Origin of the sequence: Exiguobacterium undae DSM 14481 (assembly GCF_000620805.1) — a bacterium.
Lineage (GTDB): Bacteria > Bacillota > Bacilli > Exiguobacteriales > Exiguobacteriaceae > Exiguobacterium_A > Exiguobacterium_A undae.
The window spans coordinates 2,444,892-2,463,021 of the sequence record NZ_KK211187.1 but is presented as its reverse complement, the minus strand read 5'-3'; the positions used below and the strand labels follow the sequence as shown (position 1 = coordinate 2,463,021).

The 18,130-nt window shown below is 45.5% G+C and carries 22 protein-coding genes; 7 read left to right on the top strand and 15 right to left on the bottom strand.

The annotated features are described in order from the left end of the window. Positions 1 to 63: 63 nt before the first annotated feature. Positions 64 to 1,800, top strand: coding sequence for a phospho-sugar mutase (locus P397_RS0113515; RefSeq protein ID WP_028106871.1), 1,737 nt, complete (start codon positions 64 to 66; stop codon positions 1,798 to 1,800). 156 nt (positions 1,801 to 1,956) lie between these two features. Beyond that, positions 1,957 to 2,853, top strand: coding sequence for an aldo/keto reductase (locus P397_RS0113510; RefSeq protein ID WP_028106870.1), 897 nt, complete (start codon positions 1,957 to 1,959; stop codon positions 2,851 to 2,853). Positions 2,854 to 2,932: 79 nt separating this feature from the next. Here the strand turns inward: P397_RS0113510 and P397_RS0113505 are convergent, their stop codons facing one another. The 5 genes from P397_RS0113505 to P397_RS0113485 all read right to left on the bottom strand — a co-directional run bounded on the left by P397_RS0113505 (position 2,933) and on the right by P397_RS0113485 (position 6,894). Next, entirely contained in the window at positions 2,933 to 3,121 is a 189-nt protein-coding gene (locus tag P397_RS0113505) for a hypothetical protein (protein WP_014969669.1), read from the bottom strand. Positions 3,122 to 3,262: 141 nt separating this feature from the next. After that, entirely contained in the window at positions 3,263 to 3,913 is a 651-nt protein-coding gene (locus tag P397_RS0113500) for an amino acid ABC transporter permease (RefSeq protein ID WP_014969670.1), read from the bottom strand. Beyond that, positions 3,910 to 4,671, bottom strand: a complete 762-nt coding sequence (locus P397_RS0113495) for a transporter substrate-binding domain-containing protein (RefSeq protein ID WP_028106869.1) — start codon at positions 4,669 to 4,671, stop codon at positions 3,910 to 3,912. Before P397_RS0113495 ends, P397_RS0113500 begins: the two co-directional genes overlap by 4 nt. Positions 4,672 to 4,831: 160 nt before the next feature. Further along, the gene (locus P397_RS0113490) at positions 4,832 to 5,938 is read right to left on the bottom strand and encodes an ABC transporter ATP-binding protein (RefSeq protein ID WP_012369583.1); all 1,107 of its coding nucleotides are present in this window, start codon (positions 5,936 to 5,938) and stop codon (positions 4,832 to 4,834) included. A gap of 122 nt (positions 5,939 to 6,060) precedes the next feature. Next, entirely contained in the window at positions 6,061 to 6,894 is an 834-nt protein-coding gene (locus tag P397_RS0113485) for a PucR family transcriptional regulator (protein WP_028106868.1), read from the bottom strand. A 71-nt stretch (positions 6,895 to 6,965) separates the two neighbouring features. On the opposite strand from P397_RS0113485, the gene P397_RS0113480 reads away from it, so the two are divergent. Further along, positions 6,966 to 8,102 carry a DUF445 domain-containing protein gene (locus P397_RS0113480; protein WP_028106867.1) on the top strand — a complete coding sequence of 379 codons (1,137 nt, stop codon included), beginning with the start codon at positions 6,966 to 6,968 and terminating at the stop codon, positions 8,100 to 8,102. A 20-nt stretch (positions 8,103 to 8,122) separates the two neighbouring features. Beyond that, positions 8,123 to 8,500, top strand: coding sequence for a YlbF family regulator (locus P397_RS0113475; RefSeq protein WP_012369586.1), 378 nt, complete (start codon positions 8,123 to 8,125; stop codon positions 8,498 to 8,500). A gap of 45 nt (positions 8,501 to 8,545) precedes the next feature. Here P397_RS0113475 and P397_RS0113470 read toward each other — a convergent pair whose 3' ends face one another. From P397_RS0113470 to P397_RS0113460, 3 genes are all read right to left on the bottom strand, one after another. Then, positions 8,546 to 8,764: a YhzD family protein gene (locus P397_RS0113470; protein ID WP_028106866.1), complete on the bottom strand. Its 219-nt coding sequence runs from the start codon at positions 8,762 to 8,764 to the stop codon at positions 8,546 to 8,548. Positions 8,765 to 8,821: 57 nt separating this feature from the next. Next, positions 8,822 to 9,901 (bottom strand): DNA polymerase IV, encoded by a 1,080-nt coding sequence (gene dinB / locus P397_RS0113465; RefSeq protein WP_035387665.1) that lies wholly within the window; start codon positions 9,899 to 9,901, stop codon positions 8,822 to 8,824. Positions 9,902 to 9,970: 69 nt separating this feature from the next. Beyond that, on the bottom strand, positions 9,971 to 10,882 hold the full coding sequence (locus tag P397_RS0113460; RefSeq protein ID WP_026833757.1) for a magnesium transporter CorA family protein: 912 nt from the start codon (positions 10,880 to 10,882) through the stop codon (positions 9,971 to 9,973). 105 nt (positions 10,883 to 10,987) lie between these two features. On the opposite strand from P397_RS0113460, the gene P397_RS0113455 reads away from it, so the two are divergent. After that, positions 10,988 to 11,908: an HD domain-containing protein gene (locus tag P397_RS0113455; protein WP_026833756.1), complete on the top strand. Its 921-nt coding sequence runs from the start codon at positions 10,988 to 10,990 to the stop codon at positions 11,906 to 11,908. 78 nt (positions 11,909 to 11,986) lie between these two features. Continuing rightward, positions 11,987 to 13,009 (top strand): NADPH dehydrogenase NamA, encoded by a 1,023-nt coding sequence (gene namA / locus P397_RS0113450; protein WP_028106865.1) that lies wholly within the window; start codon positions 11,987 to 11,989, stop codon positions 13,007 to 13,009. A gap of 58 nt (positions 13,010 to 13,067) precedes the next feature. Here namA and P397_RS0113445 read toward each other — a convergent pair whose 3' ends face one another. The 4 genes from P397_RS0113445 to P397_RS0113430 all read right to left on the bottom strand — a co-directional run bounded on the left by P397_RS0113445 (position 13,068) and on the right by P397_RS0113430 (position 15,800). Then, a complete protein-coding gene (locus tag P397_RS0113445) occupies positions 13,068 to 13,985 on the bottom strand; it encodes a peptidylprolyl isomerase (protein WP_028106864.1) in 918 nt (305 codons plus the stop codon). Positions 13,986 to 14,256: 271 nt separating this feature from the next. After that, positions 14,257 to 14,826, bottom strand: coding sequence for an HTH-type transcriptional regulator Hpr (locus P397_RS0113440; RefSeq protein ID WP_012369593.1), 570 nt, complete (start codon positions 14,824 to 14,826; stop codon positions 14,257 to 14,259). A gap of 84 nt (positions 14,827 to 14,910) precedes the next feature. Continuing rightward, positions 14,911 to 15,252, bottom strand: a complete 342-nt coding sequence (locus P397_RS0113435) for a hypothetical protein (protein WP_026833753.1) — start codon at positions 15,250 to 15,252, stop codon at positions 14,911 to 14,913. Between the two features lie 122 nt (positions 15,253 to 15,374). Next, positions 15,375 to 15,800: an HIT family protein gene (locus tag P397_RS0113430; protein WP_035414225.1), complete on the bottom strand. Its 426-nt coding sequence runs from the start codon at positions 15,798 to 15,800 to the stop codon at positions 15,375 to 15,377. A 131-nt stretch (positions 15,801 to 15,931) separates the two neighbouring features. Between P397_RS0113430 and P397_RS0113425 the strand changes: the two genes are divergently transcribed. Beyond that, positions 15,932 to 16,999, top strand: a complete 1,068-nt coding sequence (locus P397_RS0113425; protein ID WP_028106862.1) for a TcaA second domain-containing protein — start codon at positions 15,932 to 15,934, stop codon at positions 16,997 to 16,999. A gap of 75 nt (positions 17,000 to 17,074) precedes the next feature. Here the strand turns inward: P397_RS0113425 and P397_RS0113420 are convergent, their stop codons facing one another. Genes P397_RS0113420 through P397_RS0113410 form a run of 3 tightly spaced genes read right to left on the bottom strand, consistent with a single transcriptional unit; the run spans position 17,075 to position 17,913 of the window. Then, positions 17,075 to 17,326 carry a GlsB/YeaQ/YmgE family stress response membrane protein gene (locus tag P397_RS0113420; RefSeq protein WP_026833750.1) on the bottom strand — a complete coding sequence of 84 codons (252 nt, stop codon included), beginning with the start codon at positions 17,324 to 17,326 and terminating at the stop codon, positions 17,075 to 17,077. 31 nt (positions 17,327 to 17,357) lie between these two features. Further along, positions 17,358 to 17,609 carry a GlsB/YeaQ/YmgE family stress response membrane protein gene (locus tag P397_RS0113415; protein WP_026833749.1) on the bottom strand — a complete coding sequence of 84 codons (252 nt, stop codon included), beginning with the start codon at positions 17,607 to 17,609 and terminating at the stop codon, positions 17,358 to 17,360. 52 nt (positions 17,610 to 17,661) lie between these two features. Next, positions 17,662 to 17,913 (bottom strand): GlsB/YeaQ/YmgE family stress response membrane protein, encoded by a 252-nt coding sequence (locus tag P397_RS0113410; RefSeq protein ID WP_026833749.1) that lies wholly within the window; start codon positions 17,911 to 17,913, stop codon positions 17,662 to 17,664. Between the last annotated feature and the right edge of the window lie 217 nt (positions 17,914 to 18,130).

The window sequence follows — 18,130 nt, the reverse complement described above, 5'->3', positions numbered from 1 at the left end:
TGAGACGTTCCCGCAAGTCGCAAGAAAATCTCGTTTAAACAAATTTGAAGGAGTGGACAGCATATGTCATGGAAAGAAACGTATCAAAAATGGAATCAATTCTCGGGTCTGGAAACAGAACTCAAAGAAGAATTGGTCGCACTCGCAGAAGATGAAAAAGCAGCGGAAGAAGCCTTCTACAAAGAATTAGAATTCGGAACAGGCGGAATGCGGGGAGAAATCGGCGTCGGAACAAACCGGATGAACGTCTATACCGTTCGTAAAGCCTCACAAGGGTTTGCCGATTTCATCAAAGCCGAAGGGGCAGAAGCAGTCGCTCAAGGCATCGTCATCGCCCACGACTCACGGCACTACTCGCCTGAGTTTGCCTTGGAAGCAGCCAAGACACTTGCAAGTAACGGAATTAAAGCGTACTTGTTCGACGGACTCCGTCCGACACCGGAATTGTCATTTGCCGTGCGTGAACTCCGTGCAGCAGGCGGCATCGTCATTACAGCGAGCCACAATCCACCGGAATATAACGGCTATAAAGTCTACGGGAATGATGGTGGACAGTTGCCGCCGAAAGAAGCGGATGATCTCGTCTCATACGTCGATCAAGTTGAAGATGAACTTTCAATCGAACTTGAAGCGGAAGAAGTCTTGCGGGCTAACGGCTTGATCGTTCGCGTCGGAGAACAACTCGATGATGCATACCAAGAACAACTCAAAACGATTCGTGTTTTACCGACGATTCAAGATGAGTTGGCGGATCCGTTAAAAATCGTCTTTACTCCGCTTCACGGGACAGGTCTTGTACCAGTAACGGTAGGATTAAAGAATTATGGTTTTGAGCATGTGACGGTCGTCGAAGAACAAGCGAAGCCGGATGGTGCATTCCCGACAGTTTCTTCTCCAAACCCGGAAGAGCATGCGGCCTTTAAGTTGGCGATCGAGTACGGAGACCGCGTTGACGCGGATGTGTTACTTGCGACGGATCCGGATGCCGACCGTGTTGGTGTAGCGACACGTGATGCGGACGGAGAGTGGGTCGTCCTCACAGGAAACCAGACAGGTGCTTTACTGCTTGATTACATCTTGTCACAAAAATCGGCTCAAGGGACATTGCCGAAAAATGGTTTTGTAGCAAAAACGATTGTCACATCGGAACTGGGAGCATTGATTGCAAGACATTACGACTTACACGTTGAAAACACGTTAACCGGCTTTAAATTCATCGGTGAAAAAATCAAACAATACAACGAATCCGGAGAATATGAATATCTGTTTGGTTATGAAGAAAGTTACGGTTATTTGATCGGCGACTTCTGCCGTGATAAGGATGCCGTCCAAGCATGCTTGCTGGCTGCTGAGATGACAGCGTATCACAAGAAGGAAGGACGGACGCTGTATGAGGCGTTACAAGCCATCTATGAGGAGTTCGGTTACTTCGAGGAGTCACTTCGTTCGTTGACGCTGAAAGGTAAAGACGGTGTCGCACAAATCGGACGCATCATGGATACGTTCCGGGAGCATCCGCCTAAACAAGTGGCAGGTGAAAAAGTCGTCTTATTTGAAGATTACGATGCCAGCATCTCGCACGATTTGATCCAACATCAACCATCACCCATCAATCTGCCGAAATCAAACGTCTTGAAATTTACGTTGGAAGACGGTTCGTGGTTCTGCCTTCGTCCATCTGGAACAGAACCGAAAATCAAATTCTATTTCAGTGTGACATCACCGGATGCTGCGGAGACAACACGTAAACGTCAGTTGATTGAAGATGAAGTGATGCAGGAAGTCGAGCAAATTCAATAATCAGATACACCGCAAGACGAAACTGGTAAAGAGACAATCCGTCTCTGCCAGTTTTTTTGTCTATTTGATTGAGAAGGGCGTAACTCGTGCAACCGTTATCAAATTCATGTAAAGTGAACGGTGAAGTATGATTGAAAGATAGGGAGATGACTATACATGGAACGGATACACTTAACGGAAGAACTTTCATTTTCGAGAGTCATTCATGGGCTATGGCGTCTGAATGAATGGAACATGACGGCACAAGAGCGACTCGAATTAATTGAACAATGTTTAGCATTAGGAATTACGACGTTTGACCATGCCGATATTTATGGTGATTATACGAATGAAGGACTGTTTGGTGAAGCGTTGGCACTGAAACCTGAATTACGCGAACGGATGGAAATCGTCACAAAAACCGGGATCAAAATGAAAGGAAACCATTTCTCGGATCAAAAACTTTCATTTTATGACACGACAAAAGAACATATCATTGAACAGGCGACCCGTTCCTTAAAAGAACTCGGTGTCGATTACATCGATACGTTACTGATTCACCGTCCCGATCCATTAATGGATCCAAACGAAATCGCCGAAGCATTCGTCGAATTAAAAGAATCCGGAAAAGTACGGACGTTTGGATTGTCGAACCATACACCGGCTCAACAAAGTCTGATTCAATCACGACTCCCGTTTATGCTCGTCACGAACCAGCTTGAGCTGTCTGTCGCGGAACTGAAGCATTTTGAAGACGGTTCCGTTGATTTGTGCCACGAAAATGAAATGCCGCTCATGGCATGGAGTCCACTTGCCGGAGGACGATTGTTCAAAGAAGAACAATTTGCGCCGCTTCGTGAAAAACTCGAGGAGATCGGCCGTGACATCGGAGCGGAAGAGATTGACGAAGTCGCCTATGCCTGGTTGCTCAAACATCCGGCGCGCATCATGCCAATCGTCGGTTCAGGAAAAATTGAACGGATTGAATCTGCTGTCCGGGCGACACGTCTTGAACTGTCGCGTGAACAATGGTTTGAAATCTTAAAAGCTTCCCGCGGACGGGACGTTGATTAAAAAATAGCCTCCGGGCTATTTTTTTGTGCAAAAAAAAGTCCCATCTCAAGGGGGAGTTGAGATGGGAGTATCTATAGGGTTATGCTTCGAGACGAAGCATTTCCTGACGATATTTATCTAAACGTTCTTTACTGGCGACAACAGCTGCTTGATCACTGACTTGGATAGCATCGAAGAGCGTACTGAGCTCATAATCGATTTCGAGGCGTAGCACTGGAATCCGCTGCTCTGCATCTTGTCTACGGAAAGCTTCAATTACTTGTTTCATCTCGGCCACGCTCCTTTTAAAGTTATCAGATAATTCTGATTTTTATTAGTATACTTGATTATTCCCGGGATGACTAGTATTAAACCTTAAAAAGATTAAAAAAAACACTTGGAATGTGTCACGCTTCCAAGTGCCTTACTTTTATTCTGGAATACTGAATCGAGCTTCGAGGCGGTGCTGAACCCCCTGGATCAAGGTTGACATGATCCAATAAATCGCAGCTGAGAACAGCAGCAACGGCATGACCAGATAGGTCGTTGCCGAGATTTGATCGGATACATAGGTCAGTTCTTCGACGGCTACAATCGTTCCGAGGGACGTCGATTTGATGATATCGATGACCGAGTTCGAAAGAGGCGGAATCGCCCGCGACAAAGCCTGCGGAAGAATGACATCCTTAAATGTCTTCCGGCGTGGAATACCTAGTGAATCCGCTGCTTCCCATTGCCCGCGATCGACAGAGGAGATGGCGGCCCGGAAGGATTCCGAGATATAGGCCGAAAAGTGAAGCGACAGACCAAAGGCCAACGCTTGGAAACCGGTCAGTTGGAGAACGACCAGACCGTTATACAAAATCAAGATTTGCAGCAACAATGGTGTTCCTCGGAAAAAGGAGACGTACAATCGTGCGAAGCCGCTTAAGACGGCGAAACGGCTATCCCGCATGACCGCAAGAATCAAACCGAGAAAAAGCGCAAAGACGATGGCAAATCCACTTGCAAGAAGTGTAGTGCCAATCGCCTTTCCGTAAACGTCCGCGTTATCACGGACGATTGTAAACAATTCCATCATTTACTGATGTCCTCGTTAAAGTATTTTTTACCGAGATCTGCGAGCGTGCCGTCTTCTTGCATCTCTGCGAGTGCCTTGTTGAAGTCTTCAGTATATTTGCTGTTCTTCGCCATCATCAGACCTGATTCGTTTTTATCAAACGTCTCACCGACAGCTTTCACTTTATAACCGGCTTTTTTAAGTTCTGTCAAAACAAACAGACGGTCGTTCATCGCAGCGTCGACACGATCTGCTTCAAGATCTTTTAAGACTTGGTTTGCGCCTTTGTAGTACTTCACTTTTGCGCCTGCTTCTTCAGCTGTTTTGGCATAAAGTGATCCTTGTGTCGAACCAACCGTTTTGCCTTTCAAGTCCTCAAGTGTTTTGATATCGTCTGTTTTGTTATTGACGATGATTGTTGAACCGGAAACCGTGTATGCATCAGAGAATGCGTATTTTTCTTTCCGCTCATCTGTGATGCCCATTTGGTTCGCGATGACATCGATTCGTTTTGAATCGAGTGCCGGGATCAATCCTTTGAAGTCCATCGCTTTGTACTCGACTTTGTAGCCGGCACGTTTTGCAACTTCGTCCATGACTTCGATGTCATAACCAGTGAGCTTTCCTTTTTCTTTATACGTAAATGGTGGGTACGTTGCTTCCGTCCCAACTGTCACGATTTTTTCATCTTTGCTTGCTTCTTCGTTAGAAGCGCCGCACGCCGCTAACACCCCCGCTGTTGATAGTGCTGCTACTGCTAGCTTTAGTCCGTGTTTCATAGCGCTCTCTCCTTTAATAATAAATGATTTCAATTCCTAGTTTTCGAATAGGATTAATTTAAGACTACAAGCAGTATCATACAAAGTTACAGGAACGTCTGTCAATAAAAAAGACTGCCCATGAATGGACAGCCTGACGACGCTCACTGAATCCTGAAAATTAACGAATTGTTGCTTCTGTTGCGGCATCAAAGAAATGTGCTTTTGTCATATCGAAGAACAGATCCAAATCTGAACCCATCTCGACGTGTGAACGCGAATCAACACGTGCTGTGAAGGCTTGGTTGCCGACTTTCGAGTAGAGGTAAGACTCGGCTCCCATGAGCTCAGAAACTTCGATATGCGCCGGGAAACGGTGGGCTGTTTTCGTGTCTTGGTAAATCAACTCGGCGTGGATATCTTCCGGACGAATACCGAGGACAAGATCTTTGCTTGTGTATCCACGTTCGCGGAGTACTTTCATTTTGCCTTCAGGCACTTCGAATTTCTCTTCTGTGCCTGTAACATGGAAGAGACCGTCTTCCGCGAGTTTTCCTGTCAGGAAGTTCATCGATGGAGAACCGATGAAACCAGCAACGAACATGTTGTCCGGGTGGTCGTACACTTCTTTTGGTGTTCCGACTTGTTGGATCAGACCAGCTTTCATGATGACGATTCGAGTCGCGAGGGTCATCGCTTCCGTCTGATCGTGCGTTACGTAAATCGTCGTCGTTTCGAGACGTTTGTGCAACTGGATGATTTCCTTACGCATCTGAACACGGAGTTTAGCATCCAAGTTCGAGAGCGGCTCATCCATCAAGAAGACTTTTGCATCACGGACGATGGCACGACCGATGGCAACACGTTGGCGTTGTCCACCAGAGAGGGCTTTTGGTTTACGCTCCAAGTATTCTTCAAGACCAAGAATACGGGCCGCATTGTCTACACGTTGCTTGATTTCGTCTTTCGGGAATTTACGAAGCTTTAATCCGAAAGCCATGTTGTCAAAGACGTTCATATGTGGATAAAGGGCATAGTTTTGGAAAACCATGGCGATATCACGGTCTTTTGGTGCCACATCATTCATTCGTTTGCCGTCGATGACGAAATCTCCGCCTGAGATTTCTTCGAGACCGGCAATCATTCGAAGCGTCGTTGATTTACCGCAACCTGATGGTCCAACGAAGACGATGAATTCTTTATCTTTAATATGAAGGTTGAAGTCATCAACCGCTTTTGCTGTTCCGGAATAAACTTTATCAATATGCTCAAGACGAATATCTGCCATGTGTACATCCCCCTGTAAATTAAGTAGTCGATTAAAATAACGCTTACAAGAATTAGTATAGGAGAAACGAAACAAAAAACATATGGACAACATGACTAAATGTAACCGTTATCATTTGGTCACTATGCCACGCGTAAAAGGGTGTACAAAAAACTTGCCCCTTCAAACGACCGGATATCGATTTCGGTTTGTTCTGTCAGCCGGTCCAGTCGGTACTGAAGACTGTTTCGATGTAAAAAGAGATGTTTTGCCGTCAACGAGACATTTAAATTGGCGCGGCAAAAGGCATCAATCGTTTCACGCGACTCATATTCAAGAGGAGTGATAAACCGTTCAATCAGTTCCTGGCGTACGTCCGTCGATAATAACGTCAACCGCGTTAATGCGGGAAGAAACCGCTCGATGTGCAACAAAGGGGTTTCCCGTAAGGCGGCTTGTTCCAATCGAAACTGAACGGCAAGATCACCTGATTTCCGTTGTTGACCAATCAAGACTTTTCCATCTGTTAAAAAATCAGACTGCAAAGCGGTGAAGAAGTCATGTAAATCGTTCTCCGAGACGAATTCTTCCCGTTCGATGACGACGAAGCGATTGGCCGTCAGCGGGATGACGGCACTCGGTGTGTGGAAAAAGGAACGGAGCAGCTGTTGTAAATCTTCTCCGGTCCGGGCATCGAGCTGTTCAAATAAGAAGTGAACCATTCGAAACGGTTCCGCTTCTTCACTGTGCGTCTGTTCCAGTCGACGCCGCCATGAAACAGTATCATCGGAAGTGGATGTGACGACCCGTTCGGCCAGCAAGTCGAGCAAGTCCACTTCACGGGCAGTAAGAATCGTATTTTCGATCCCGAAACGAAGTCCATCGGTCAACTGATATACGGTATACTTATCGGTAGAATAAACAGCAGGGTCAGTCGAGAGATGGTCTTTAAACAAGCCGGTTAATTGTTGTAACATACGAGGCGCCTCCTTAAAAAAAGTCCTATTAAGACTTTACCACAATACTAAAATCGGAAGGAACGAGATCTATGCCAGTCGAAGTCGATTTAGTCATCAAAGCAATTGGAATGATCATCATTGGAGCAATGATTGGGGCAGTTACCAATCATCTTGCGATTCGGATGCTGTTTCGACCGCTTGAAGCGAAATACATCGGGAAGTACCGGATTCCGTTCACACCGGGATTGATTCCAAAGCGCCGGGACGAGTTGGCCGCGAACCTTGGGCGGACAGTCGTCAAACATTTACTGACACCAGAAGGCATCAGCAAGCGTCTCCAGCAACCTGTCGTGTACGATGCCATCATTCAGATGTTGCAACAGGAAGTGCAAAAATGGACACGGTCCACCCGGACGATTCGTGAAGTGGCGGAACGATTCGTCAAACAGCCGGAAGAACAGTTGCATCAAAAGATCGAAGAACGGATCGATCAAGAACTGTCGGCACTGGTAACGAACATCAAAACAACGCGCTTGTCTGAAGCGATTGGAGAGACAGGAACAACAAAAATCAATGAGTCGATCCCTAAAGTCGTCGATGCGTTACTCCAACAGACCGAACGGTATTTTGAGAGTCCTGACGGGAAGATGAAGCTTGAAGAAACAGTCGCCGGTTTTATTCAAGGGAAGTTAGGCGGCGGAATGTTCGGAATGCTGCTCGCCAATATCAATCTCGTCGAGATGATTCAACCCGAACTCAAACGGGTATTACAAGGAGAGTCCACACGCCGATTCATCAGCGATATGGTCGAACAAGAAATCAATCTGCTCCTGTCGCGCCCGGTCCACTCACTTCTCGATACAGAGACCGAACAACAACTCGTCACGCGGGTGAAGGCAGAAATCTTGGCTCGTATTCCGCTGACGAACATGTTCGATACGCCACTACACGAAATATTGAAGCCGCTTGAAGTGCGCATCACACAAGAAATGGTCCCGCTGCTTGCCAAACGATTAGTTGATCGAATGGTGGAACAGGTGGAACGGATTATGGCGACACTCGATCTCGAGACGATTGTCCGGGAAGAAGTCGGACTGCTGGATACCGCGTATCTTGAAGAAATCGTCTTGTCGATTTCCAGAAGAGAATTCCGGGCTATCACTTGGCTTGGAGGGCTGTTAGGTGGTTTAATTGGGATGATACAAGCGATACTTCTTATCGTTTAACAAAATTGGAGGGTTCAAACATGTCTGAAACAAACTTATACGACCACGCGTACACACTCGAGCGTGCACTCCGCGAAACATCGGAGTACACGACACTAAAAGATCTTTATGCTCAAGTCAACGCGGATCCGATGTCAAATGAACTATTTGCTTCATTCCGAAATGTTCAACTGGAGTTACAACAAAAACAAATGCAAGGTGAAGAAATCACACCTGAAGATATGGCATCTGCGCAAGCAAAGATGTTAGAAGTCCAAAACAATCCATTGATTGGTCAACTGATGCAGGAAGAACAACGGATGCACACGATGTTGACGGAAGTGACACAAATCATCATGAAGCCGCTTGAAGAACTCTATGCACCGATGATGGAGCAAAATCAAGACGACGTTCAATAAACGACTCGATTGAAAAGCCTCGGTCTACCTGACCGAGGCTTTTTCTTATGGTGTATTTTTTGACGGAACAAGACGGGGGAGATAGGCCCGCTCAAAATGAATCAACTGTCCGGCGCGTGTCACCCGTGCCCCACGGTGCTCCAAGTTTGCTTCTTTCAGGCGACGGATGCCTTCTTGACGCGCCTCGGAATCCGACGGAGCGTCAAACGTACCATCTAATAAGGTTTCTCCCCGATCCGAAAATGCGGTAATCGTATAAAGCATGGCTGGTTCCCCCTTGTCGTATTTCACTAATACAAGTGTAATGAATAGTCGTTCATTTTACAAGTAAGAATCAATATCCTGCCATGTCAATTGTTTGGAGGGGGAGGGGGATTCAAGATGGCTGACGCTCATGCCGATTAACCGAATCGGACCTGAAAATTCAATTTCATTAAACAGCTTGGTCGTAATCCGGAGCAACGTTTCCTCGTCAGCCGTTTCTTCCAAAAATGTATAACGTTTCGAGCGGGATTGAAAATCTTCTGTTTTCCATTTAAGTGTGACGGTTCGACAGACCAATTCCTTTTGATTAAGCGTCTTGACGACGGAAAGAGCTTCCCGTTTCAGTGTTTCGAAAATGGTGTCGATGTCTTCCGTATCTTCTTCGAAGGTACTCTCAGAACCAATTGATTTTCGTTCACGGTGTGGGCGAACCAAACGCTCGTCCTCTCCGTGCGCCATCGCATATAACTCCGTTCCCCGATCCCGACCGAGCAACCCGCGCAACTCTGTAAGCGGTGCTTGTTGGATATCCGAGATCGTTTCAAATCCGTGTTTTCGAAGTGTTTGTTCCGTCACTTTGCCAACTCCGTGTAAATCACCGATCTTTAATCCGGATAAAAACGGCAGAACAGCGTCTGGCGGAAGGACAGTCAAACCATTTGGTTTTTGATGACCGGATGCAATTTTGGCGACAAGTTTTGAGTTCGAGACACCGGCGGAAGCGGTCAAACCGGTTCGCCGCTTGATTTCAGACAGGATGTATTGCGCAATATGCGTTGCACTGGTGAGATTCAAGTGATTTTCTGTCACGTCGAGATACGCTTCATCCAACGACAGCGGTTCAACGAGCGGGGTGACTTCAAGAAACAATTCCATGATCTGAGCGCTGACAGCACGGTACACTTCAAAACGAGGACGCAGGAAAACAGCACGTGGACACAGCTGAAACGCACGACGTGAAGGCATCGCACTATGAATCCCGTACTTCCGCGCTTCATAGGAACACGTAGCGACGACACCACGGGCATGAGGAGGTCCCCCGACGATGACGGGCACTCCTTTTAAATGTGGACGGTCGCGTTGCTCCACCGAAGCGTAGAAGGCGTCCATATCCACATGTATGATTTTTCGTCCCATCAAGGTTTCCTCCTTCATTTTAGAATCCAGTTCAAGTAAAATAAGTATATCGAACTTATGTTCTGATATCTATTTTTTCTGCTTTTGTTTTTTTTCCGGCATCCGGACGAGTGCCCCTAACCAACCACGACGTTTCATCCAGTAGAAAATACCGCCTGTTGTCAGGAAGATTAAAGAAAGCGAGGCGGCGTACCCGTACTTCCAATCCAGTTCCGGCATATCCTTGAAGTTCATTCCCCAAATGGCGCCAAGGGCCATCATTGGCGTAGCGACAGCTGTGAAAATCGTTAGCGCCTTCATGATTTCATTTCCTCTGAAGTTTGAAACGGTCGTCGATAAATCGAGCAGGACCTCGATATCTTTTTGATAATGCTCAATCAACATCAACAGACGGGCAACCCGTTTTTCAGCCAGACGAAAGGACAGAACCTCTTCATAATCCGTTTGCCGGATAAAAGCTTCCGGACCTGCCAAAATCAGTTCCTGAAACGGAACGATCAAGTCCGACCAATTTTCAATCGTATCCCTTAAACCGAAAATACTGTCGAGCGAATTTTCATTGATACTTCCGCGGAGTTCGTCTTGTCTTGAAAACAGTTCGGTTTCAAAATTATCAATGCCGGTAAAATAGGTGTTCATCTGTAAGGCTAAAATAGCATAAAAGGCTTCGAACGGGGTTGACGTTTTAAACGGTTCGATTAAGGAAACTATATGTTCAGACAACCCGATCGTAATCAACTCGTTCTCTGAAACGTAATAACAGATGGATCGGCGGTCACTTCGGTCGACCGGATTTTGCCAGGTGACAATAGAACCGTACAGGACATCCAGTTCAGTTCGCGTAAAGTTCATATCTTTTGTCCGAAGTTCGTTCAGCCAATCCAGTTGAAAGGATGGCATCTCCACCAGATGACTGACGTATTGTTCATAAGCAGAAATCGTCGGATATCGATGCCAGGTAAATTGTGAGTTGAATTCCATGTTTTGAGCTCCCATATAGTAGAATGATAAAGTATGTACTGTAGTCAGATTTATCCGCGGATCTATCCGGTGAAAAAATGAATTTTATAAAGGACGTGTTGTGAAATGAAAGGTATCGGTCAATTAGCAGTGGGAGAGATGCTCGATCAACGAGTCATGATCAAACAAGCATTAAAAGGAATCGCCGCCAACGGAAAACCGTATCTGACATTGATTTTAGCAGATAAGACAGGCGAAATTGAGACAAAAATGTGGGATACGAGTGATCTCACTAAATATGCGCCGAAGTTCATTGTCCATGCAGCCGGGGAAGTGATGGATTATCGTGGACGGACACAATTGAAATTAAAACAGATTACCGTGCTTGAGGATACGAATGTCGAGGAATACATTCAATCTGCGCCGCTCCCGCGGGAACAGATTGAAACAGAAGTATTGGGGTTCATTGAGTCGATTCATCATGCCGATATGAAAAAACTTGTCAAACATCTTGTCATCAAGGATTTTGATGCCTACTTCACGCATCCGGCAGCCGTCAAAAATCATCATGCGTTTTACTCAGGATTGTCGTACCATGTCCTGTCGATGTTGAAGCTTGCGGATCAAATCGCGCGTCTTTATCCGACATTGAACCGAGATCTGTTGATTGCCGGTGTCGTCTTACATGACTACGCTAAAATCAAGGAGTTGTCGGATCCCGTCACGCCGGAATATACGTTACCGGGAAAACTAGTGGGACATATTTCATTAATGGTTGCAGAACTGGAAAAGGTCGGAGCAGAGCTGCACATCGACGCAGAAGTATTGACGGTCTTACAACACCTGGTGTTAAGTCACCACGGCCGTCCGGAATGGGGATCCGCCGTCGCACCACAAATGCGGGAGGCGGAAGTGCTGTTCCTGATCGATAATCTGGACGCCCGGATGACGATGATGGACCGGTTGCTGGAATATGTGGAACCAGGGCAATTCTCGGAACGTTCCTTTGCACTGGACAACCGCTCTTTTTATCGCCCGAAACTTTAATTCAGATCTGACCGAAAACAGAGATCAGGTAACAAAACTAACGAACAGTATGCAAAATCGATGTAAGGAGAGTGCAAGATGAAAACCAAGCTATTTGAAGCAGTCCAAATCGGAGACCTGTTGTTCCGAAACCGTGTCATCATGGCACCGATGTGTATGTACAGTGCAAAAGAAGATGGAATGGTGACAGATTGGCACGTCACCCATTACGCGTCACGTGCGGTCGGCGGCGTAGGCGGTGTCATCTTGGAGGCAACGGCCGTCACACCGGACGGACGGATTTCAGACGGCGATCTCGGCGTCTGGTCGGATGCACACATCGAAGGATTAAAACGGATTGCCGATCAAGTCAAGGCAGCAGGAGCGAAAGCGGGCGTTCAATTGGCACATGCCGGTCGAAAGAGTACGACGGCGACGCCTCCAGTCGCACCATCAGCGATTGAGTTTGATGATTCCTATGCGTCTCCACGCGAACTGACGACGGAAGAAATCAATGTCATTAAACAGCAGTTCGTCGATGCAGCTCTTCGAGTCGAACAAGCGGGTTATGATTTTATTGAAATCCATGGCGCGCACGGTTATTTAATCAATACGTTTTTATCTCCGTTATCGAATGAACGCCAAGACCAATACGGCGGATCAATGGAAAACCGGATGCGTTTTTTGCTTGAAATCATTGATGCGATTCAGGAACGGACCACTCTTTCCTTGTGGGTTCGGATTTCAGCGGCGGATCATGCAAAAGGCGGAATGACGGCAACAGATTACATTCCGTTAGCCGAAGAGTTACAGAAACGTCAGATTGATCTGCTCGATTGCAGTTCAGGCGCGGTCGTCGCGAATGCGGTACCGGACGTTTATCCCGGTTATCAAGTCCCGTATGCGGCGGAAATCAAACAGGCGACCGGTATGAAGACCGGTGCGGTCGGTCTGATCACGACAGCGACGCTTGCCGAAGAAATCATTCGCAGCGAGCGGGCGGACGTCATCTTGCTTGCCCGTGAACTGTTGCGCCAACCGTACTGGGTCTACCATGCGGCAGCAGAACTGAAGGACGAGGTCAGCTTACCGAAACAATACGAACGGGCACCGGTTCGTTAACAGCCGTCGGCAGATAAAAAAATCCCTGCTTCCGTTTTGGGAGGCAGGGATTTTTTGCTTATTGCTGTGGTTGCTGCTGCATTTGTTGTTGCATTTGCTGTTGCTCTTGCTTATCAAGGTCAAACGCATCCTTGAAGTCTTTGTTTTCGATTTCAACATCGTATTTTTTCATCAGTGAACGGTAGATATCGTTTGGATTCACTTGAGCGGCTTTTTCTTCAGCCAATGCTTTTTTGATCCGGTCCGATTCTTTTTCAAGCGTAAAGTCTTTTTTCTCTTTACGATCCGTTACTTTAATGATGTGGTATCCGAATTGTGTTTTGATCGGATCTGATACTTTACCTTCAACGCCATCCTTGAACGCATAAGTTTCGAATTCCTCGACCATTTTACCTTTTGTGAAGTATCCGAGATCTCCACCTTTTGTGGCACTACCTGTATCTGTTGATTCTGATTTGGCAATCTTCGCGAAATCGCCGCCTTCATCCAGCTGCTTTTTGATGGCTTTTGCATCTGCTTCTTTTTCAACAAGAATGTGGCTCGCTTTTACTTCTACTTTTTCTTGGTTGAAACGATCTTCGATTTCTTTATCCGTTACTTTTGATTTTGCTGATTTTGCTTCTGTTAAGAGCATTTGTGTGCGGAGTACTTTTTCGAACTCTTTTTCACTTTTGATTCCAGCAGTTTGCAGTGTCGTATTGAACTGTTCCTTATCAGGGAACTGATCTTTTGTTTTCTTGACTTCTGCATCCACTTCTTTATCCGTTACTTTTTTGCCGTATTCTTTTTCAAGCAACTCATTCATTGTCTGTTGGAAAGCAATTTGTGCGCCGGCTTTCTGGTACGCTTCTTCTTGAACGTCGGCTTTATTGACTTCTCCACCTTTGTAGTTGATGACAGCTTCGTCATTCGAACCACATGCTGCTAATGTGAAAACACTTGCTACTGCTGCTACGCTTAAAAGTTTCTTTTTCATACATACACCCCTAATTTACCATTTATTTCAACCGTTCTATCATATCATATCTTCGTTATCTTGACAGCTTTCCACAACATTGAAAGTGAGTTGCTCTTACACCATGCTATCACATCAGATGCAGGAGGAGAGGACTATTTTTGTGGGAAATTGTGAGGTCCTGCAACGTTTTGAGACAGAACGGTAAACGGAACGTCACGGTTGAAGAATCACAAAAAAACGTCCTAGGCCTCAAGGCTTAGAACGCCGACTATCAAAGGTCATGCAAAAGTCATGCTTTTTTGATCGAGTCGATGACGGGATCTTGTGGACGACGATCTGCTTCTTCCGTAATCATTTTTGACGTCTCAGCAAAGATGTCCATAAAACTGTCGCCGTAGAGACGACGGACAATGGCGGATATGTCAGTCAGCTCCGGGAATTTTCCGTAAAGCTCTTGGAGCGGTAACGAAGCACGGAAAACACCGTTTTCTTCAGGACGGAATGCTTGAATCGTTTCCAACAACAAACTTTCGCCTTCCGGTGTCAACTGGACATACGTATTCCGCTTATCCGTCTCTTTTTTTGAGAACGTCAAAAGACCGCGGTCTTCTAATTTTTTCGAAAAATTAAAGGCTGTTGAAACGTGCATGACACCATATTTTGCAATTTCGGAAATCGAGGCACCGCCTAAAGCGTGCGAAATCCATAAAATATGGTGTTCGTTGATGTTTAAATCAAACGGCTTAATCCAATTTTGCCAATCTTTTTCTACCGTTTTCCATAGTGCTTTGCTTAGTTGGACAATTTTATGACTGTATAACAGCGCTTCTTGTCCAGGATATAATTTTTCGTGTTCCATATCTGACTCATCCTTTCGAAAGGTGACAATGGCTCAAACGCGCAAAATGCAAACTATACAAAAACAAATCGAAGCAGCGGATCGTTACTGTTGGGGAGTGAGATGATCGACGTCCTGTTTTGCCTCATCAGCAAATTTTTGAAGACGTGTCAGCGATTCTTGCACCTCTGACTGGTACTGAGAGACATCTTTTGTTACTTCTTCTTTAAAGGTCGTGCCAGAAAGTTTGGCTGTCTCTATTAGATTCTTTCCCTCCTGCGTTAAATCCTGCACGTTCGTTACGATTGTAGAATAAGAATTTCGACGTTGTTTACCATTCGAAGAGTCACTTTTAGTACCTTGGCGAAGCGCCTTCAAACCGTAAAAAGTCACAAGCGACAGCGTAGCACCAAAAGCGACCCAGTTACGCTGGGGACGCTTCGACATAGTTTTACCCCCTTTTGATATTAAAATATTTGTTTCATATTATTTTACCGAAAATCCGATATTAGAAACCTATTTCGGCAATATTTCTAAAATGAGTCAGTAATTCGTGTATTTAGGAGCCGTTAAAGACGGTTTTTGACGGCTCCAGCGACAGCGGCCAGTTCATCAGCCGTGTAGTCTTCATTGTGTACTTCCCATTTCGCGCCAAACCCGTCATGTTTGTCGTGGCGCGGGATGAGATGAAGGTGGAAGTGGGAGACGGATTGTCCGGCCACCTTGCCTGTATTCGACAGAATGTTCATCCCGGCTGCGCCGGTTTCCTGCTGTAAGGCACGGCTGATCTCCGGAATGGTCGCAAACACAGCTTGAGCATCTTCAACCGATAAATCGTAGACGTTATCTGCGTGTTGTTTCGGGATGACGAGTGTATGCCCCTTTGTTACTTGCGACAAGTCGAGAAAAGCCAAGACCTGTTCATTTTCAAATACTACATGGCTCGGTACCTCATGTTTGGCAATCTTACAGAAAATACAGTTTTCTTTTTGCAAGCGAATCACTCCTTTAATTGGATGTTCCTTCAGTATACTAGACTGAATCAGTCTTGCGGGCGATTGACAAGGATATGAAGGGTTTCTAAAATAAAAGAAATCTGTAAAAAAAGAAAGTAGGGGAAACGAAGATGCCTTCTCGCATCACGAACTATGAAAAAAAGAAAATGCGGAATCAGCGAATTGGACTCATTATCGGTATCTTAGGACTTGTTCTAATCATCGGCTGGGTTGCCTGGAGTCAAATCAAGCCTGCTGCGGAACGACAAGACACGGGACAAGTTTTCCGCAAAGCGTTACAGGAGCAGGATCGGGAAACGTTCCGAAAATTGGTTTATTTGAACAATCAACCGTTAAAACTTGCGGAGACGAACCGTCTGATGAGCTGGTTTAAAGCGGATTCGGAGCGACTTGAACGTACAATCTCTGAAATCGAGTCGGATCAACGCAATTATCCGAAAAAAACGGAAGCAGCAGCACGACAAGATATATTCGAACTAAAAAAACAAGATGGCCGATTCTGGTTTGACACCTATGTCCTTCATTTAAATAAACAGACATTAGAAGTAAAGACAGATACGGAAGCAACGATGATTCAAGTGGACGATGCGCCGGTCGGTCAAGCCGATCCGGACGCTTCATTCAAGGTTGAACGTTTTCCGGGTGAGTATGACGTGTCTGCACGTGTTGAAGCCAATGGAAAGACCGGACGAGCAAGTGAAACCGTTCAGCTAGGTGATCAAAAAAAGAGCACAGTGACGTTTGAACTGGCGGAGCAAGTGGCACCGGATCAAAAGGAACAATACGGTGTCGATATCGAAAAATTACTGGAGGCGGAAGTAAAGGCGAGAACAGGGAAAAGTGTGGGGCAGATGACGGATTATATTGGTCAAAGTCAATCTGAATTCGAAAAAACATTTGGTCCTCCAACCAACCGGATCGCCAATAGAGCAGTATATGACGGATTTGAAGTGGCATACGAGAATCAGGAAGTCGAAAGTCTCTTAATCGATTTGAACAAAACAGCATCCGAATTGGAAGCCGTAGCCGGAAAACCGGAATCTAAATCAACAGAAACGATCGGCATCGTCTGGAAGTACCCGGCAAGCTTTTTTGACGAGTTGCTCGGATGGCTGAACATTAAGTCAGAGAAACGGGTCATCGAACGATCAGGGAAGATGTGGCTTGAAATACGGTGAGGAAGAAGAATTACATGTCACACAAAAAAACCACTAAAGACGTGATGTCTTTAGTGGTTTTTGTAATAGATAGAATTATCGTTTGTTGACCGCACGAAGGATAAACGAAACGATTAAGATTAAGATGATTGCACCAAGGATAGCTGGTACGATTGCGAAACCGGCTACTGATGGTCCCCAGCTTCCAAACAATGCTTGACCGATCATTGAACCGACGAAACCTGCGATGATGTTACCGATGATACCGCCTGGTACATCTTTACCGAGAATAAGACTTGCTAACCAACCAATAATACCACCAACGATTAAAGCCCATAAGAATCCCATTTAAAACACTCCTTTAAATTTAATAGTTCTATTATTTACGGCGTACTGAACGAAGAATCAACGAAACGATGAAGATTAAGATGATTGCACCCAAGATCGCTGGAATGATTGCGAATCCACCAACAACAGGTCCCATTGTACCGAAGATTGCCTGACCGATCATTGCTCCGACGAAACCTGCAACGATGTTACCGATGATGCCGCCTGGTACGTCTTTCCCGATGATAAGACTAGCTACCCATCCAATTAATCCACCGACGATTAAAGCCCATAAAAATCCCATTTTAAAAACACTCCTTTTTAAAGTTTTACGTACAAATTACTATTTCAGTAAATTATTTACGACGTACTGAACGAAGAATCAACGAAACGATGAAGATTAAGATGATTGCACCTAAGATAGCTGGAATAATTGCAAATCCACCAACAACAGGTCCCATTGTACCGAAGATTGCTTGACCGATCATTGCTCCGACGAAACCTGCAACGATGTTACCGATGATACCGCCTGGTACGTCTTTCCCGATGATGAGGCTAGCTACCCAACCGATTAATCCACCGACGATTAAAGCCCATAAGAATCCCATTTGGAACACTCCTTTTCTTACTTTAGATTTACCTGTTTTCAGGTAGTTGTAAACACATTGAAAGATTAAAGCCCTTAAATAGTCGTTCCAATCAGCGAGATAAATTATCGAACGTAAAATGGCTAGATGATTATACCAGTTACCTCCTGAAGAAACTCGTATTTAAAATGCTACTTTCAAATTCTGTAAGCCGTTTTCATATATTGATGTAACGATT

Excerpts from the sequence above, each read along its gene's own strand:
- P397_RS0113470 (WP_028106866.1), bottom strand. The coding sequence starts at position 8,764 with ATGCTTTATACGATTACCGCATTTTCGGATCGGGGAGAAACCTTATTA.
- P397_RS0113505 (WP_014969669.1), bottom strand. The coding sequence starts at position 3,121 with ATGAAACAAGTAATTGAAGCTTTCCGTAGACAAGATGCAGAGCAGCGG.
- P397_RS0113460 (WP_026833757.1), bottom strand. The coding sequence starts at position 10,882 with ATGGAATTCAACTCACAATTTACCTGGCATCGATATCCGACGATTTCT.
- P397_RS0113415 (WP_026833749.1), bottom strand. The coding sequence starts at position 17,609 with ATGGGATTTTTATGGGCTTTAATCGTCGGTGGATTAATTGGATGGGTA.
- P397_RS0113480 (WP_028106867.1), top strand. The coding sequence starts at position 6,966 with ATGCCAGTCGAAGTCGATTTAGTCATCAAAGCAATTGGAATGATCATC.
- P397_RS0113475 (WP_012369586.1), top strand. The coding sequence starts at position 8,123 with ATGTCTGAAACAAACTTATACGACCACGCGTACACACTCGAGCGTGCA.
- P397_RS0113445 (WP_028106864.1), bottom strand. The coding sequence starts at position 13,985 with ATGAAAAAGAAACTTTTAAGCGTAGCAGCAGTAGCAAGTGTTTTCACA.
- P397_RS0113495 (WP_028106869.1), bottom strand. The coding sequence starts at position 4,671 with ATGAAACACGGACTAAAGCTAGCAGTAGCAGCACTATCAACAGCGGGG.
- P397_RS0113510 (WP_028106870.1), top strand. The coding sequence starts at position 1,957 with ATGGAACGGATACACTTAACGGAAGAACTTTCATTTTCGAGAGTCATT.
- P397_RS0113435 (WP_026833753.1), bottom strand. The coding sequence starts at position 15,252 with ATGTCGAAGCGTCCCCAGCGTAACTGGGTCGCTTTTGGTGCTACGCTG.
- P397_RS0113440 (WP_012369593.1), bottom strand. The coding sequence starts at position 14,826 with ATGGAACACGAAAAATTATATCCTGGACAAGAAGCGCTGTTATACAGT.
- P397_RS0113420 (WP_026833750.1), bottom strand. The coding sequence starts at position 17,326 with ATGGGATTCTTATGGGCTTTAATCGTTGGTGGTATTATTGGTTGGTTA.
- dinB (WP_035387665.1), bottom strand. The coding sequence starts at position 9,901 with ATGGGACGAAAAATCATACATGTGGATATGGACGCCTTCTACGCTTCG.
- P397_RS0113485 (WP_028106868.1), bottom strand. The coding sequence starts at position 6,894 with ATGTTACAACAATTAACCGGCTTGTTTAAAGACCATCTCTCGACTGAC.
- namA (WP_028106865.1), top strand. The coding sequence starts at position 11,987 with ATGAAAACCAAGCTATTTGAAGCAGTCCAAATCGGAGACCTGTTGTTC.
- P397_RS0113500 (WP_014969670.1), bottom strand. The coding sequence starts at position 3,913 with ATGATGGAATTGTTTACAATCGTCCGTGATAACGCGGACGTTTACGGA.
- P397_RS0113490 (WP_012369583.1), bottom strand. The coding sequence starts at position 5,938 with ATGGCAGATATTCGTCTTGAGCATATTGATAAAGTTTATTCCGGAACA.
- P397_RS0113425 (WP_028106862.1), top strand. The coding sequence starts at position 15,932 with ATGCCTTCTCGCATCACGAACTATGAAAAAAAGAAAATGCGGAATCAG.
- P397_RS0113410 (WP_026833749.1), bottom strand. The coding sequence starts at position 17,913 with ATGGGATTCTTATGGGCTTTAATCGTCGGTGGATTAATCGGTTGGGTA.
- P397_RS0113515 (WP_028106871.1), top strand. The coding sequence starts at position 64 with ATGTCATGGAAAGAAACGTATCAAAAATGGAATCAATTCTCGGGTCTG.
- P397_RS0113455 (WP_026833756.1), top strand. The coding sequence starts at position 10,988 with ATGAAAGGTATCGGTCAATTAGCAGTGGGAGAGATGCTCGATCAACGA.